Here is a 14,332-nt window from a genome sequence, read left to right on the forward strand (position 1 = left end):
TCCTTAAATTTTGAGTGAAAAACCTTGTTATTAACTCATTACGTGATAATCTCGCCGATCCAGTCTGCGAGCTCGTTAGGGGTAATTGCGGCGACATGCGCTCCCATATTGGTTAAGGTTTGTGCGGCATGTTTGTTATAGACGGTATCCCCATTAAAATCGAGTGCAGTGAGCACAAGCAGTTTACAACCGGCATCTATAATATCCTTACACGCTGTATACATTTGTTGGATCGGATATCCCTCTTCCAGATCACTTACAAGGATGTAGATCGTTTTGCCAGGATTATCAATCAAGGTCTCACCATAACGCAGAGCCTTGGTAATATGAGTGCCTCCGCCGAGCTGTACACTCATGAGCACGTCAACCGGATCATCCAACCTGTCACTTAGATCGACAACCTGGGTATCAAATATAAACAAGTGGGTGCGCAGCGCATTCAACCGATAGAAGATACTAGCCATTACTGAGCTGTAAATGACCGAGTCCATCATGCTGCCGCTCTCGTCAACAGCAATGATGACGTTCCATTTATTATGCGGCTGGATATTACCGTCGAAATAAAGACGATCAATCACCAATCTGCGGTTGGTTCGATCAACGTTTTTCAGATTCTTGGTAATGGTTCGTTTGAAATTAAGATTACGCAGGGACTTTACGGAACTTGGTGTGTAACGGCTGCGTTTTCCCATGATGCTGGCTCTGGTCTGGGACTCCAGTTTACGCTGAAGGTCCTCAACTACAGTCCGTACGATCTCCTTCGCACTCCGCAGGACGTCCCCTTTCATTCGTCCTTTGAATTGCATGATGTTTTTCAGCAGGTTCATGTTGGGTTCGAGAGACTCAAGCAGTTTTTTGTCAGTTAACAGCTCCGTTAGACCATAACGATCCAGTGCCTGTTTCTCCAGCAGCTCCACGGTTGGCTTGGGGAATAGTTCCCTGACCTTATACAACCAGTTTGGAACCGTAAGATTAGAGGAGCCGCGTCCTCCTTCTTTTCGGTATCCCTGTTCTTCGCCATATTCCCGATTGTAGAGGTAACCCAGAATTTCATCGATTTCGGTATACTTGAAATGCTCCGCCTCGTATACATCCGTATTCGATAATCCTTCATCAGCAGAATCTCCCAAGATCAATCGCCATCGGTTCAGCGTTTCAGCCTGATTGGAATCAGGAAGGGACTTCAAGGGATCAGGAGTTCTCGCCCCTCTGTTCAGATCAGCATCCATGTCTCAAACTCCTTCCGGATGGCTTCATCCCAGGATTTCACCTGAATCAGTGTGTGTTCGTCGATCCCCGGTATCGCCATCTCTTCAGGTTGAACCTGATGCAGCTTCGCAACCCGATCCGCAATCAGTGTTGTCTCCATAGGTGTAAAGTAGCTGAATGCAAGCCTTAGTTCCGGGATCATCAACATAAATTCATCATGATCCAGCTGCTCTATCATGTAATTCAGCTCGGATAACAGCTGATTTTCATATAAAAATGCGTCTCGTGCCACGGAAAACACGCCCTGTAAATACAGCGCTGTCTGCCGCATTTGATCCGGCGTTCCGCGAATGTATCCCCGAGCACGATCAACGATCTCTTCCCTTGACCGATCACCAAGTCCCGAGGAAATGGCAAGGCATACACCTTCGAGTTGAGCCGGAAGGTTGTGATCTGCCAGCAGCTCATTCAGATGAGCTCTGAAGGTTTCATCGCGGTAACGTTCTTCCGAAGATTCCGCCAGCATAGCGAGCAGCTTCAGCCCCTGTATAACAGGCTGATGCTCATCAGGATTCGTTCTCGCGAGCTGAAGCAATTTGTCCACTGCGTTATTGTAGGCTTCGGCAACCAGCTCGGGAAGATGGCTGTCATCCGATAAACCAAGTAATCTTCGGTGCTGATGAATTCGGTCCAGAATGTGCAGACTCCCGCATAGGGATAGGAAATTTCCATCTTTCCTCAGTGCAGAGCGGACCTGATCATACAATTGAGCTGCCGTATCCTGTAAACCTATAAGCAGAGCCTGGAGCATGGATTTAGCAAGCTCACCGCTATGATGATCCGGAATATCCTGCATGTGTTCTGCCATTTTTCGGGTTGCCGCTTCCTGAATGGTACCCCCATAGAGTGAATTTTCGATTAATCTTGCTTCAATTCTTGATGAATAGGTATAGACCCAGGTTTCCCTGACCAAATTCATATCTCGCTGGGCAATCCAGTCTGGTCCGGATTGGCGTTTCGCGAATTCGGGAACCAGATAGGTAATGCATTGGAACAATTGACTAAGCTGCCGATGCCCTGGTTTGGCATATAGATCAAGGACCTTCTTGTGCTGACCAGTCGTACGAATCTGCAGCTTCGATACCGCACAGCGGGCTTTGAAATCTTCAACAATCGGAATGTTGAATGAATTGGGGGCCACACTTCCTATGGCATCTCCGGTCAGAAGAAGCTGGAGCTCTTGCAGCGGTTTTTCTGTAGCCAGTGTAAGCTCACCTTTGACAAAGGAAGACGTTGCCGCGTCCATCAGCTCATAGACTCCGCCTTCTTTTTTATCCCGTAGCGCTGCAAGCCCCTGAACCATGCTGTATGCCTCAATCGCGTCACTGGTCGATACGTGCTCATGGCCCTTACGGAGTGCACGTGTAAGCTTGGACAGCAGATTTACTGCCGTTACGTTGTATGCGGTACTTTTCTTGCGGAGCAGCTCGCTCCATATCATGTCGTAGTAATTCACATATGGCATTCCACTCGCGTAACCATTCAGACGGTCCGCTTCTGCAAAGGTGTACACCATGGGATACATCTGCTGATGCACCGAATTCCTGGTTTCAGAGCTTATATTCTTCTTCACAGGCTTGTCTGAAGACTTCTGCGAAGCCGAGTCTGTTTCCAAGCCCAGTAGCCCGTACGTATGGAATCCACCTGTAATGACGAGCACGCGATCATATTTCAAGGAAGCCTCACGTATGCAGCTTCGCATGTGTTCTTCTCTCGCAAGGTCACCGGAACGGTGTAACCGATCAGCTGTGTAACACATACGAGATAACGTACAATAAGTGAACACATCCTGTACAAATTCCTGTGTGGATTTCTCCAAGCCGCCGATCTCAAACACTTTCTCCCATAGCTCGTCGAAGCTGCGGCAGTTCATTTTTTGACACAAACGGTTGATAAAGTCCGAACTGGCCAGCAGCGTTTCATCCTGAACAGATATTTCATGCTGTTCCGCTTGCTCCTTGTTGGAGAAATGATAGTAATCGAGATCAATGAACTGTGCAGGAATGCCAAGCCTCGATGCCTCCCGTAACGCTACATATTCTGGGGAATAACGCAACATCGGATAATAACACGCCGCGCGGTCATCCTCGCTCTCATAGGTATAATACAAGCTGACCGGAGGGATCGTTGCTTCATCAGCCAACACGGAGAGAAATGGATTCCCGCTCTCGGGTCCTTCGATCAGAATACTGTCCGGCTTGTATTCCTCAATCAATTGCAACAAATGATAAGAGCAAACCGGGCTATGGTGCCTTATTGGAAAATAAACCGTACCATTGTTCAGGTTATACACCTGAGACTCAAAGAGGGGTTGTAACTGGGTAACATCCGGCTCCACTTGTGGCGCTACCCGATCCATTTTTTCTCCTCGTAATAGTCCTTCCAAATTCCCTCTTCTTTGGAGCGCTCCTTCACAACCTTGGAGAAGTAGGCTTTTAGAACGGACAGATCCTTGTCATTTTCCTTGGCAATGGTTCCAAGCATGTTCTGAACCAGACGATCCAATGCAACTCCCTTATCCTCGTAATAATATGAAGTCATTGCACTCTGTACGTATACGGAAACGGCTTCTGCAGTACTCATGGAAGCTTGGGGCGTGTCCAGCTTGTATCCCTCGCGGCTCATGCCGGTACGCAGCTCCATGAATGTCGTGGCAAGAAGCTCGACCACATCCGGATTAATTTCAATATCAATATCACTATGTAATAAAAGGCTTCGTGCCTGGGATTCAATAATTTTTGCTTCCATCTTCACACTGCTGATCGGCTTGATCGTTTCGAAGTTGAAACGGCGTTTCAGCGCACCACTCATCTCGTTAACACCCTTATCACGAATATTTGCTGTAGCAATTACGTTAAAACCCGGCTTGGCAAACAGCACACCACCATCGAGCTCAGGAATACTCATGACTTTGTCGCTTAGAATACTGATCAGACTATCCTGTGCTTCAGCGGGACAACGTGTAATCTCTTCGAAACGGGTGATGATGCCTTTCTTCATGCCGCTGTATAACGGAGCTGGAACAAGAGCCTCTTCCGATGGACCTTTATCAAGCAGCATCGCATAGTTCCAAGAATACTTGATCATGTCCTCCGTTGTGCCTGCCGTACCCTGAATGGTGTTCAGACTGGTCCCCGAGATCGCAGCTGTCAGCAGCTCGCTGAGCATCGTCTTCGCAGTTCCCGGTTCTCCCACCAGCATTAAGCCGCGATTGCCCGCCAGCGTTACTACCGCACGTTCAATTAAGACGTCATTACCATAAAATTTACGAGTAATCGGAATGGCTTCTCCATCCAACATGGCGGGTTTGTCCCTGCCAATAATGAAATCTCGCACATATGCGGGGGATAATAACCAGTTGGGGGGCCGTTTCCCCTTGTCTTCCTCCCGAAGTGCGCGTAATTCAGTCTCATATAATGTCTCAGCCGGCGGCTTAAGCATTTCCATCGTTATCCTTAATCTCCTTCCACAAAACAGATCGTATGTTCTTATTCCTCTTATTTTATCACAGTGGTTTCTGAACCACCTTAGAAACCGGGAAAAATGGTTGAAACGTCCCTCTTATCAGAACTCTGAACTAAGTCTATGGACATGGAATATAGCGCATTTATGTATTCATTAGACGACTAATACCCGTATTGAATCTATCAATAAAAAGACAAATAAAAAACACAGACCGCCGGCCTGTGTTTCGTTCTCATTCTCATTTAAGAGAATATGTTTCCGCTAATGGGCGATCCATATGTTTCCTGCTTACATTCTTCTTCCACAGGACGCTGAATATAGCTCATACCATTCATGTCGTGTTAGTTCAATCTGGGTAGCATCACGGCAGGCTCGGATACGTTCCGGACGAATTGAACCAATCACAGGTTGAATGCCCGCGGGGTGTTTCATTAACCAAGCGAGTACAATGGATTCAGCCGTTACGCCCCGTTCCCTGGCAATCTTATTCACGACCTGGACGGTATGTTCAATCTCGGGTCTCTGACCTTCGACTACCCTGCCCGTAAATCTCCCTTGCGCAAGTGGCCCCCAAGCCTGCAGCTGGATATTCTCGGCCTGACAATACTCCATCGTCCCATAAGGGAAGACTTGGTCCTTGGCTTGTGGACGGTTCACGGTAACCCCCGCTTCCACGAATCCGATTTTGTCCAAACTCATCTCGAGCTGGTTCACGATAAGTGGCACCGAACTATTGAGCTGCAGCAGACGAATCTGTTCCGAACCCATGTTGGATACACCAAAATGTCTGACTTTTCCGGATTGATGGAGTTTCGCCAGTGCTTCACCAATCTCCTGAGGGTGTGCGAGAGGGTCAGGACGATGAAGTAACAGAATGTCTAGGTACTCCACGCCGAGCCGGGATAAAATACCGTCAACACTCGCTTGAATATGCGCACCAGATGTATCGTAGCGCTGCGGACCCTCGTCTTCCAGTGCAAGACGTATGCCGCATTTGGATTGAATGATGATTTGATCTCGTAATCCTTTTCTCTCGGACAGGATTCGTCCAAATACATGCTCTGCTTTGCCACGTGTATAGATATCAGCCAGGTCATAATGATTAATGCCGATCTCAAGAGCTGCCTCAACGGCCTGGTGACCTTCGTGTACTAGATCATCGGTGATGGGAAGTCCGTCCCACTCGCCTCCAAATCGCATACAACCTAATACAAGCGGACTCGCTGGAATCTGGTGACGATTCAGAGGAAGCCGTGTTTCATTCATGATAGATTGCTCCTTACTTAGAAATTTTCACTAGTATTGATTCACTACTGCTTCTCTCTTCAGTCTGAATTTTCCTTCTCCTTCCAATAAAATCTTCCTCTCCATGGTTATGTCTTCTTCTCGGCTCCTCTACAGGAAAACCGATTTCAATGAAAACAAGGTTTCTACGATCTTCATATTGAATATATAGAGGGTGCAGCCATTAGGTATCAAGCCGCAGAAGCATACATATGATCCTTTTAGCAAAGGACTTCATATTTGAGCTCTTGGATGAGAGGAGAGAATTGAATTGAATACGAATGAAACGTCACAAACGGCATTCTTTACCAAGGAATTCACTCAAAACCCCTACCCCGTGTACGAAAAGTTGAGAGAGACAGACCCTGTTTTCAAGGTCATGTTTCCTCATGGCGAGTTCGGATGGATTATAACCCGGTATGAGGATGCGGTCGAAGTACTCAAGGATCAACGCTTCAGTAAGGATGTAGCCAAACGATATGGACCCGAAAATCAAACGGTTTTTGTGAATAACATGCTATTTTCTGACCCGCCGGATCACCGCCGCCTGAGAGGACTTGTACAGAAAGCGTTCACGCCTAAATTGGTTGCGGATATGAGAAGCCACATTCAGGACATCGCCGATGATCTGCTGAACAAAGTAGGCTCCAGAGATAAAATGAATTTGATTGATGAGTATGCCTTTCCACTTCCGATTATTGTCATTAGTGAGATTCTGGGTGTACCTGTTGAGGATCAGGACAAGTTCCGCGTATGGTCCAATTCTATCATTGATGCGTCGAGTTCGGATCACGCGGAGATGTTTGAACAGCATGCGAAAGAGTTTACCGAGTACCTGACCGACTGGTTTGCCAAAGTGCGCGAGAATCCAGGTAAAGACCTGATAAGCCAGCTTGTGATCGCAGAGGAATCCGGACAACAACTCACTGAAAATGAATTACTTGGTGTTATCTCTCTGCTTATTATTGCTGGCCATGAAACCACGGTTAATTTGATTGGCAATGGTGTATTGGCCCTTCTTGAACACCCTGAGCAGCGAGATCTGCTGATTCAGAAGCCGGAGCTTATCCATAATGCAGTTGAAGAGATGCTGCGGTACAATGGCCCTGTTGAATTCAGTACGTCACGTTGGGCGCTGGAGGATGTTGAATTCCGTGGACAGAACATTGCCAAAGGTGAGCTTGTGATTGTGGCGCTTGATTCAGCTAATCGGGATACTGAAAAATTCAAGGATGCCGATATCTTCGACATAACAAGGGAGAAAAGCCAGCATCTCGCTTTTGGTAAAGGCATTCATCTCTGTCTTGGAGCGCCTCTGGCACGTCTGGAAGGCGAAATCGCCATCAGTACATTGCTAGCCCGTTATCCTGAGATACAGCTTCAGACGGATGTTACCGAACTGGAGTGGAGACCCGGCATGATTGTTCGGGGACTGAAGGAACTCCCGGTTCAACTTAAATGATAAAATGATTCACACGTAATGAAAGAGAGGCACTCTACATCATGGAAATCAACACCATTATTTTAATCGTTGTATTACTTCTAATTGTAATACTACTCACCAGAGTAATTAGTCTGCAAAGCCAACTGAATGAACTTAAACGGGATGTGGAACGGATTGAGAATGGTGCTGGCATAACGCAACAAATGCCACGTTCCTCATTGAATTATCCTGTTTCATCATCTACCCAGTCATCTTCGTCCGAACATCCAACGGAGTGGTCAGAGCTGGATCAGGAATTGACCCTAATGATTCAACAAGGCAATAAGATCAAGGCTATTAAAAAGCTTCGTGAAGCCAGAAACCTTTCTCTTAAAGATGCCAAAGATTATGTAGACGCATTAGATCGTACTTCTTCCTGATCTGCTTGCTTGTTAACTCTTGAAACCGAAGCTGCTAACGTAGCATCCGCAACGTGGTGACAAATATAAAATTGGAGAGCAAAGACAAAAAAGAGGCCCTGTGTACGACAGGCCTCTTTCTCTTTATGCGATATTATTGTGCAGTTACTGCGCCGTCAATCGGATACACAGCACCATTGATATATGGAGCTTCATCACCCAGCAGGAAGGCAACGAGATTCGCGATCTCTTCCGGCTTACCAAGACGTCCGGATGGAATGCTGTCCACGGTTGCTTTGAACACTTCCGGGTTGTCCTTGCCGAATTGAATGACCATTGGCGTCTCGATTGTTCCTGGTGCAATCGCATTGACACGAATATTGTCTTTGCCGTACTCAATGGCGGCTGTACGAGTCAAACCAACTACGCCGTGCTTGGTAGCCGCGTAAGGAGCAACTGCCGGAACACCGACAATACCTGCCGTTGAAGCCGTGTTCAGAATGGCACCGCCACCCGTTTTCAGCATTTCAGTGATGACATATTTCAGTCCATAAAATACGCTTCTAAGGTTAATATCGATAATCTGGTCGAACTGCTCAATTGTGTGTTCGATGAGCTTAATACCAGGCCCTGCGATCCCTGCGTTGTTAAAGAACATATCGATTCGTCCGAACTCTTCAACGGTTTTTTTGACATAATTCTCAACGTCACTCGCCTTGCTAACATCGGCCTGTACGAAGATGGCTTTGGCACCAAGCTTCTCAATCTGCTTCACTGTTGCTAGACCAGTCTCCTCGACGAGATCAACAACCACAATGGATGCGCCCTTTTCTGCCAGCTTCAGTGCAGCTGCTTGACCCAATCCACTTCCTGCTCCGGTAATAATGGCTACTTTACCTGTGTGACTCATTCTGATCTCCTCCAGTTGTGTTAGTCATCTTGTCATCGGATCGGCTCATTGCGATAAAAATGTAATTCAACAATTTGCGACATATGTAGGTTAAATCTGACATAAATCCTGCCTGACTTTATCTATTTTAATGGACTTACGACGTAAAAACAAACCATATCATATGAGTACATACCATGATTTGGATCACAACCTTGCCATCTCAGGAAGGAGAGGATTCACTATTCGGTGAATTTACGCTCTCCATTCATGTGAGATGTACTATTGTGCAAGTAGATTACGCATTACACGCACATCATCTGAGCAAGTTGGTTTTGGCAAGCTCGATCAATTCATCGCCACGCCCGTTGAGCACCGCCTTCATCATCCACAACGTGAAACCTTCTGCCTGTTTGATATTAATCTTCGGAGGTAAGGACAGCTCCTGACGATTCACGACAGCATCGATCAGAACAGGTCCATCATGTTGAAGTGCACGTTTCACCGCTCCCTCCAGTTCTGCGGGGTCTTCCACACGAATACCTTCCATGCCCATCGCTTGTGCAACAATGGCGAAGTTGGGATTCACGAGTTCCGTACCAGATTCTAGGAATCCTGCCGCCTTCATCTCCAACTCCACAAAGCTCAGCGCACCGTTATTGAACACGACCACTTTGACCGGAAGATTATGCTGTTTGAGCGTCAGCAGGTCTCCCATTAACATCGCAAGCCCGCCATCTCCGGACAGCGAGATCACTTGTCTTCCCGGATTCGCTACCTGTGCACCTATCGCCTGTGGAAGTGCATTTGCCATGGTACCGTGATTGAATGAACCCAGTAATCTTCGGTTACTGCTCATCTCCAGGTAGCGTGCGGCCCATACCGTAGGTGTACCTACATCACAGGTGAAAATGGCATTCTCCCCAGCAGCATCGCTGATTACTTTGGTTAGATACTGCGGATGAATCGGTTTCTTTCCAGGTTTACCGACAGCAAGTTCATCCAGCTCCTTACGTACCTTCAGATAATGGTCCACACTTTTACGCAGATGTTTGTCATGATGCTCGTGTGTCAGTAAAGGCATCAAAGCCTCAATGGTCGATTTGACATCTCCGCACAACCCATAGTCCAGCTTCGTACGCCGACCAAGATGGGATGACTGTATATCGACCTGAAGCACGATCGCATCCTCCGGATAGAACTGACGATAAGGAAAATCTGTTCCAAGCATTAACAAAACATCACAGTCCATCATGGCATGATAACCGGATGAGTACCCGATCAAGCCGGTCAAGCCGACTGAATAGGGATTGTCGTACTCCAGATACTCCTTACCACGCAAAGCGATAACCATTGGGGATTTCAGACGATCACACAGCTGCATGAGAGATTCCCGCGCACCAGCACATCCCGCACCACAGAGTAATGTGATTTTTTTGTCCTGATTCAGGTAATCGGCCAATTTCCGCAATTCCTGCTCAGAGGGGTGAACAACAGGCTGTGTCACATGGTAAACATGCTCGGGGACGGGCAGATTCGCTGCCTCAAGACCTGCCACGTCACCTGGAAGAACAATGACGGATACGCCTGAACGCGAGACCGCAGTTTGTAGCGCCATCGTAACCGATCGAGGCATTTGCTTGGCAGTCGTAATGACCTCGCAATAATGACTGCATTCCTGGAAGAGATATTCCGGGTGAGTCGATTGAAAATAATCGCTTCCGATCTCATCACTAGGAATATGAGCAGCAAGAGCAAGTACAGGTACACGGTTTCGGTGACAATCGTACAAGCCGTTAATCAGATGCATGTTTCCTGGCCCGCTGCTGCCAGCACAGACTGCGATACTTCCACTGACCTGCGAATCAGCTCCAGCGGCAAATGCAGCTACCTCTTCATGACGAACATGAATCCATTCGATTTTACCCGACCGCCGGATGGAATCCAGTACGGCATTCAGAGAATCACCCACGATGCCATATATTCGTTTAATTCCTGCATTTAATAATGCTTCTACCAGTACGTCTGCGATTGTTTTTTTCATAGCTGATCTCCTTTAATCGCTTAATTTGAGTTATGTTTCCACCCGGTTAATATACCTATTCTAATACCCCAATCTTTCGAAAACCGAATCAAAATCATATGTATTTTTGGATATATAAAACAAAACACCCCTAAGCCATTCCGTCTACACGGAGCTAGATTAGGGGTGTTTCAATGAATCATTTCAAACAAGATATAAGTATATAATTGATTCAATTAACACATCTTCTAACACATCTTCAAATCAAATAGCTGGCATCACGTTGCCGCCATTGACCGGGATATAGGCACCTGTAATAAAAGAGGACAGATCCGAAGCCAAAAAGGCTACCGCATTGGCAATCTCCTGATCTTCACCCCTGCGTTTCAAAGGAACTGTACGCGTGTAACCCTCATCATGTCCAGGCTCGCTGTTACGATCACGATCGCTTATCGTCCAGCCTGGAGCGACTTGGTTGACGGTAATTTGATACTCTCCCACTTCCTTGGCAAGGACCCGATACAGTCCGTCCATCCCACGTTTCCCAGCGGTATATGCCGATTGTGTCTCAAAGTTCTGCATGGCACATTCCGTGTTAATGCCGATAAATCGACCACCTCTAGCTTCCTTCATGTACGGAATGAATGCCTTGGCGAGATACACACTCTGCAGCACACAAGATTCGAACTGGCTGATGTAGTCTTCGGGAGATTGTTCGAGCACCGTGGTCCATTCATATTGAATAACTGCATTAGCCACCACAATGTCAACTCCAGCGACGCCAAGACCAGCCTGAATCTGATCCCGCATTTGCGTAGCCGTTTCCTGTTTCGTAATATCTCCCTGCACGATAACTGCCTGTCTACCACCAGCCTCAATCTCTTGCTTAAGTTCGAGAGCTTTCGTTTCATTGTTTATGTAATGCAGCGCGAGATCGGCACCACAACGAGCCAGCGTACGGGCGATGACTCTCCCGAGTTGTCCAGTGGAGCCAGTGACCAGCGCGGTCTTGCCTGTAAGATCCAATTGCATGGCGACAGCACCTCTCTGGTTCTATATCAATGAATGAAAACACTGCAAATGCAGCATGATGAACTAAAACGGTTTCGAAACGTGTCATTCCCTGACCTAATAATTAAAGGCTTATATCATATTCCGTGATTAATCAGATCAATTTCCTGAAAACGACTAACTTCCTTCTCCCAACGTTCCTCCACGTATTTGCGGTGAACCGGGTGCTCATTGTAAGCATTATAAGCTGCTTGATCGGCGAAAACCATTGAGAAACCGTAGTCAAACTCATTTTTGGCGCTTACCTGACGCAGTACCTGAAAGTTCTCCACGCCCGGAATGACTGCAAGTGCATCCGCACTTTCCATCAGAAAAGCTTCTGCCTCTGCTGTATCCTTGCCAGCGTAAAGTGTAAACGTAACCATATGTGTAATACTACTCATCTCTATTTCCTCCTCCAATATGATTTCACTCATGTCCTAGTTTACCTCTGAATGATATGTAAGCGCAATCCTTAATCAAATTTGTCAGCGTTTGGAGCCTTGGTAGACCTGCAAATGATGTTTAAGACATAGAAAAACCCCGGAAACGAATTCCCGAGGTTGATCTTGTCATCTATGGACAAACTAGTTTTTGAGGTTGTATTTACGGTTGAACTTGTCAACACGACCACCGATGTCCACGTTTCTTTGTTTACCAGTGAAGAAAGGGTGGGATGCGGAACTAGTGTCCACACGGATTACAGGGTAAGTGTTACCATCTTCCCATTCCATTGTCTCGTTCGAGAATTTAGTCGAAGAGCTCAGGAATTTGTAATCAGCACTTGCATCGTAAAAAATAACCGTTTGTGTCTTTGGATGGATATCAGCTTTTGGCATAATCTATTTACACTCCTTTAAATGGGTACTTCCTTGAATAGAACTAAATTTTATTATACTCTTTTTTTGGACAAAGTACCAGCAGGATTTGAAGAAACGATAAATATTTACCTATTCGCCACAATCTGCACCTGATCTCGTTCTAAGTTATTCCCTTCTCCAGTACATCCAGCATGTACTCCAGAGCCTCCAATTCATCTCTTCCTCGCGTCTGCAATCTGACTATACTGCCATGACGAATCGGAAGAAGCGCCATACCAAGCAGGCTTTTGACATCTACACGATGCTCATGCTCAGACTCAACAAACGACAATGAAATATCCGAGGCAAAACGTGACGCTTGAGAAGATATAGACATCAGATCATCCCGGTGAAAATCAGAGTGAATCGTAAATTCATGTGTTCTCACAACCTTCAGTTCCTTTCGCTAAGTAGCTTACCAACCAGAGTGGTTTGTATCCATTTATATATTAAAATCTCCATGAATTATACCATGTTATGGGAGCTTGTATAATCATTTATTTGGTGAAAATGAAAAAAAAGAAGTCCCTGAATCGGGACTTCCTGAGTAGAGAATTACTTGCCGTTGGGATAGACCATCACTTTCAGACTGCCGCTCTTATTGTGAAGAGCCCGTTCCATCGCTTGTTGAGTTTCATCCAGTGAATAACGATCAGTGATCAAGGACAATACATCGTGCTGACCGGAGCTCAGGAATTCAATTCCCGCTGGATAGGTGTTGGCATAGCGGAATATCCCGTATATATCAACCTCGTTATCAGCAATAAAAGGAACATTCAGTGCAATCTCATCCTGTGCCGGCAGGCCTACGATGGCAAGTTTGCCTCCCCGCCGCAGTGAATACAATGCAGATTGGAGCGCTTTGGGATTCCCCGCAGTTTCCCAAGCCGTATCCACACCGATTCCATTCGTTAACTCTCGAATGACCGTCTGTGCATCCTCGTTTCTCACATTGATCGTATGCGTGGCTCCCATACGCCGAGCAGCTTCAAGCCGAACTTCCTCCAGGTCCGTAACGATAATTTTGTCGACTCCAAATGATTTTGCAGCAGCGACAGCCATCAGCCCAACAGGTCCCATGCCCATGATCGCCAGCGTGGTTCCTGGAGCAAGTTTACTACGACGCGCAGCGTGAATACCTACCGAAAAGGGCTCATTCATGGCAGCTTCCTCAAAGGACAGATGATCCGGGATTGGAAAAACCATATCCTCACGAATGGTCATGTATTGTACAAATGCACCATCCACAGGCGGGGTAGCAAGGAATTGTACATCTGGACACAGATTATAGCGTCCTTCCTTGCACGCCACGCAGCGTCCACAAGTAACGCCTGGTTCGATGGCAACCCGGTCACCCGCCTTCAAGCGTGATACGTTCGAGCCTACAGCAGCTACAATACCTGCACATTCATGCCCCAGAATAATGGGCTTTTCCACTACAAATCTGCCGATTCTTCCGTGTTCAAAATAATGCACATCCGACCCGCACACGCCCACTGCCATGACCTGAATCAGAACTTCGTCCTCTGCAGGCTTCGGTACAGCCTGTTCTTCGATGATGATACGTCCAGGTTCGGTCATTACAGCTGCTTTCATGGTCTGGGGAAATTGATGCTGTCCCATTAGGTTTTCGCCTCCTCTTGGTTGCCA

The 14,332-nt window shown here is 46.8% G+C and carries 13 protein-coding genes; 2 read left to right on the top strand and 11 right to left on the bottom strand.

Translation table 11 applies throughout. From position 1 onward, the window contains the following. Positions 1-38 precede the first annotated feature (38 nt). The 4 genes from AC3WQ3_RS17995 to AC3WQ3_RS18010 form a co-directional block, all read right to left on the bottom strand. Positions 39-1,229 (bottom strand): VWA domain-containing protein, encoded by a 1,191-nt coding sequence (locus AC3WQ3_RS17995; protein ID WP_492473009.1) that lies wholly within the window; start codon positions 1,227-1,229, stop codon positions 39-41. Then, positions 1,214-3,628 (bottom strand): DUF5682 family protein, encoded by a 2,415-nt coding sequence (locus AC3WQ3_RS18000; RefSeq protein ID WP_492473010.1) that lies wholly within the window; start codon positions 3,626-3,628, stop codon positions 1,214-1,216. Before AC3WQ3_RS18000 ends, AC3WQ3_RS17995 begins: the two co-directional genes overlap by 16 nt. Beyond that, the gene (locus AC3WQ3_RS18005) at positions 3,616-4,716 is read right to left on the bottom strand and encodes an ATP-binding protein (protein WP_492473012.1); all 1,101 of its coding nucleotides are present in this window, start codon (positions 4,714-4,716) and stop codon (positions 3,616-3,618) included. Before AC3WQ3_RS18005 ends, AC3WQ3_RS18000 begins: the two co-directional genes overlap by 13 nt. 306 nt (positions 4,717-5,022) lie before the next feature. Further along, positions 5,023-6,000, bottom strand: a complete 978-nt coding sequence (locus tag AC3WQ3_RS18010; RefSeq protein ID WP_492473013.1) for an aldo/keto reductase — start codon at positions 5,998-6,000, stop codon at positions 5,023-5,025. Between the two features lie 289 nt (positions 6,001-6,289). On the opposite strand from AC3WQ3_RS18010, the gene AC3WQ3_RS18015 reads away from it, so the two are divergent. Both AC3WQ3_RS18015 and AC3WQ3_RS18020 read left to right on the top strand, forming a co-directional pair. Further along, complete coding sequence (locus AC3WQ3_RS18015; RefSeq protein ID WP_492473014.1) at positions 6,290-7,480, top strand: cytochrome P450 family protein; 1,191 nt, start codon at positions 6,290-6,292, stop codon at positions 7,478-7,480. Between the two features lie 41 nt (positions 7,481-7,521). Beyond that, positions 7,522-7,881 (top strand): ribosomal protein L7/L12, encoded by a 360-nt coding sequence (locus tag AC3WQ3_RS18020; protein WP_492473015.1) that lies wholly within the window; start codon positions 7,522-7,524, stop codon positions 7,879-7,881. Positions 7,882-8,014: 133 nt separating this feature from the next. Here AC3WQ3_RS18020 and AC3WQ3_RS18025 read toward each other — a convergent pair whose 3' ends face one another. The 7 genes from AC3WQ3_RS18025 to AC3WQ3_RS18055 form a co-directional block, all read right to left on the bottom strand. Beyond that, a complete protein-coding gene (locus AC3WQ3_RS18025) occupies positions 8,015-8,770 on the bottom strand; it encodes an SDR family NAD(P)-dependent oxidoreductase (protein ID WP_127540066.1) in 756 nt (251 codons plus the stop codon). Between the two features lie 295 nt (positions 8,771-9,065). Then, complete coding sequence (gene poxB, locus AC3WQ3_RS18030) at positions 9,066-10,793, bottom strand: ubiquinone-dependent pyruvate dehydrogenase (RefSeq protein ID WP_492473016.1); 1,728 nt, start codon at positions 10,791-10,793, stop codon at positions 9,066-9,068. A gap of 243 nt (positions 10,794-11,036) precedes the next feature. Then, positions 11,037-11,804, bottom strand: a complete 768-nt coding sequence (locus tag AC3WQ3_RS18035) for an SDR family NAD(P)-dependent oxidoreductase (protein WP_154894288.1) — start codon at positions 11,802-11,804, stop codon at positions 11,037-11,039. 116 nt (positions 11,805-11,920) lie between these two features. Continuing rightward, entirely contained in the window at positions 11,921-12,226 is a 306-nt protein-coding gene (locus AC3WQ3_RS18040; protein WP_492473017.1) for a Dabb family protein, read from the bottom strand. A gap of 183 nt (positions 12,227-12,409) precedes the next feature. Beyond that, positions 12,410-12,661: a type B 50S ribosomal protein L31 gene (locus tag AC3WQ3_RS18045; protein WP_095357971.1), complete on the bottom strand. Its 252-nt coding sequence runs from the start codon at positions 12,659-12,661 to the stop codon at positions 12,410-12,412. 142 nt (positions 12,662-12,803) lie between these two features. Further along, positions 12,804-13,070 carry an HPr family phosphocarrier protein gene (locus AC3WQ3_RS18050; protein WP_236146554.1) on the bottom strand — a complete coding sequence of 89 codons (267 nt, stop codon included), beginning with the start codon at positions 13,068-13,070 and terminating at the stop codon, positions 12,804-12,806. A gap of 167 nt (positions 13,071-13,237) precedes the next feature. Beyond that, a complete protein-coding gene (locus AC3WQ3_RS18055) occupies positions 13,238-14,305 on the bottom strand; it encodes an NAD(P)-dependent alcohol dehydrogenase (RefSeq protein WP_492473018.1) in 1,068 nt (355 codons plus the stop codon). Between the last annotated feature and the right edge of the window lie 27 nt (positions 14,306-14,332).

The sequence above is a fragment of the Paenibacillus sp. FW104-T2 genome (assembly GCF_058789975.1).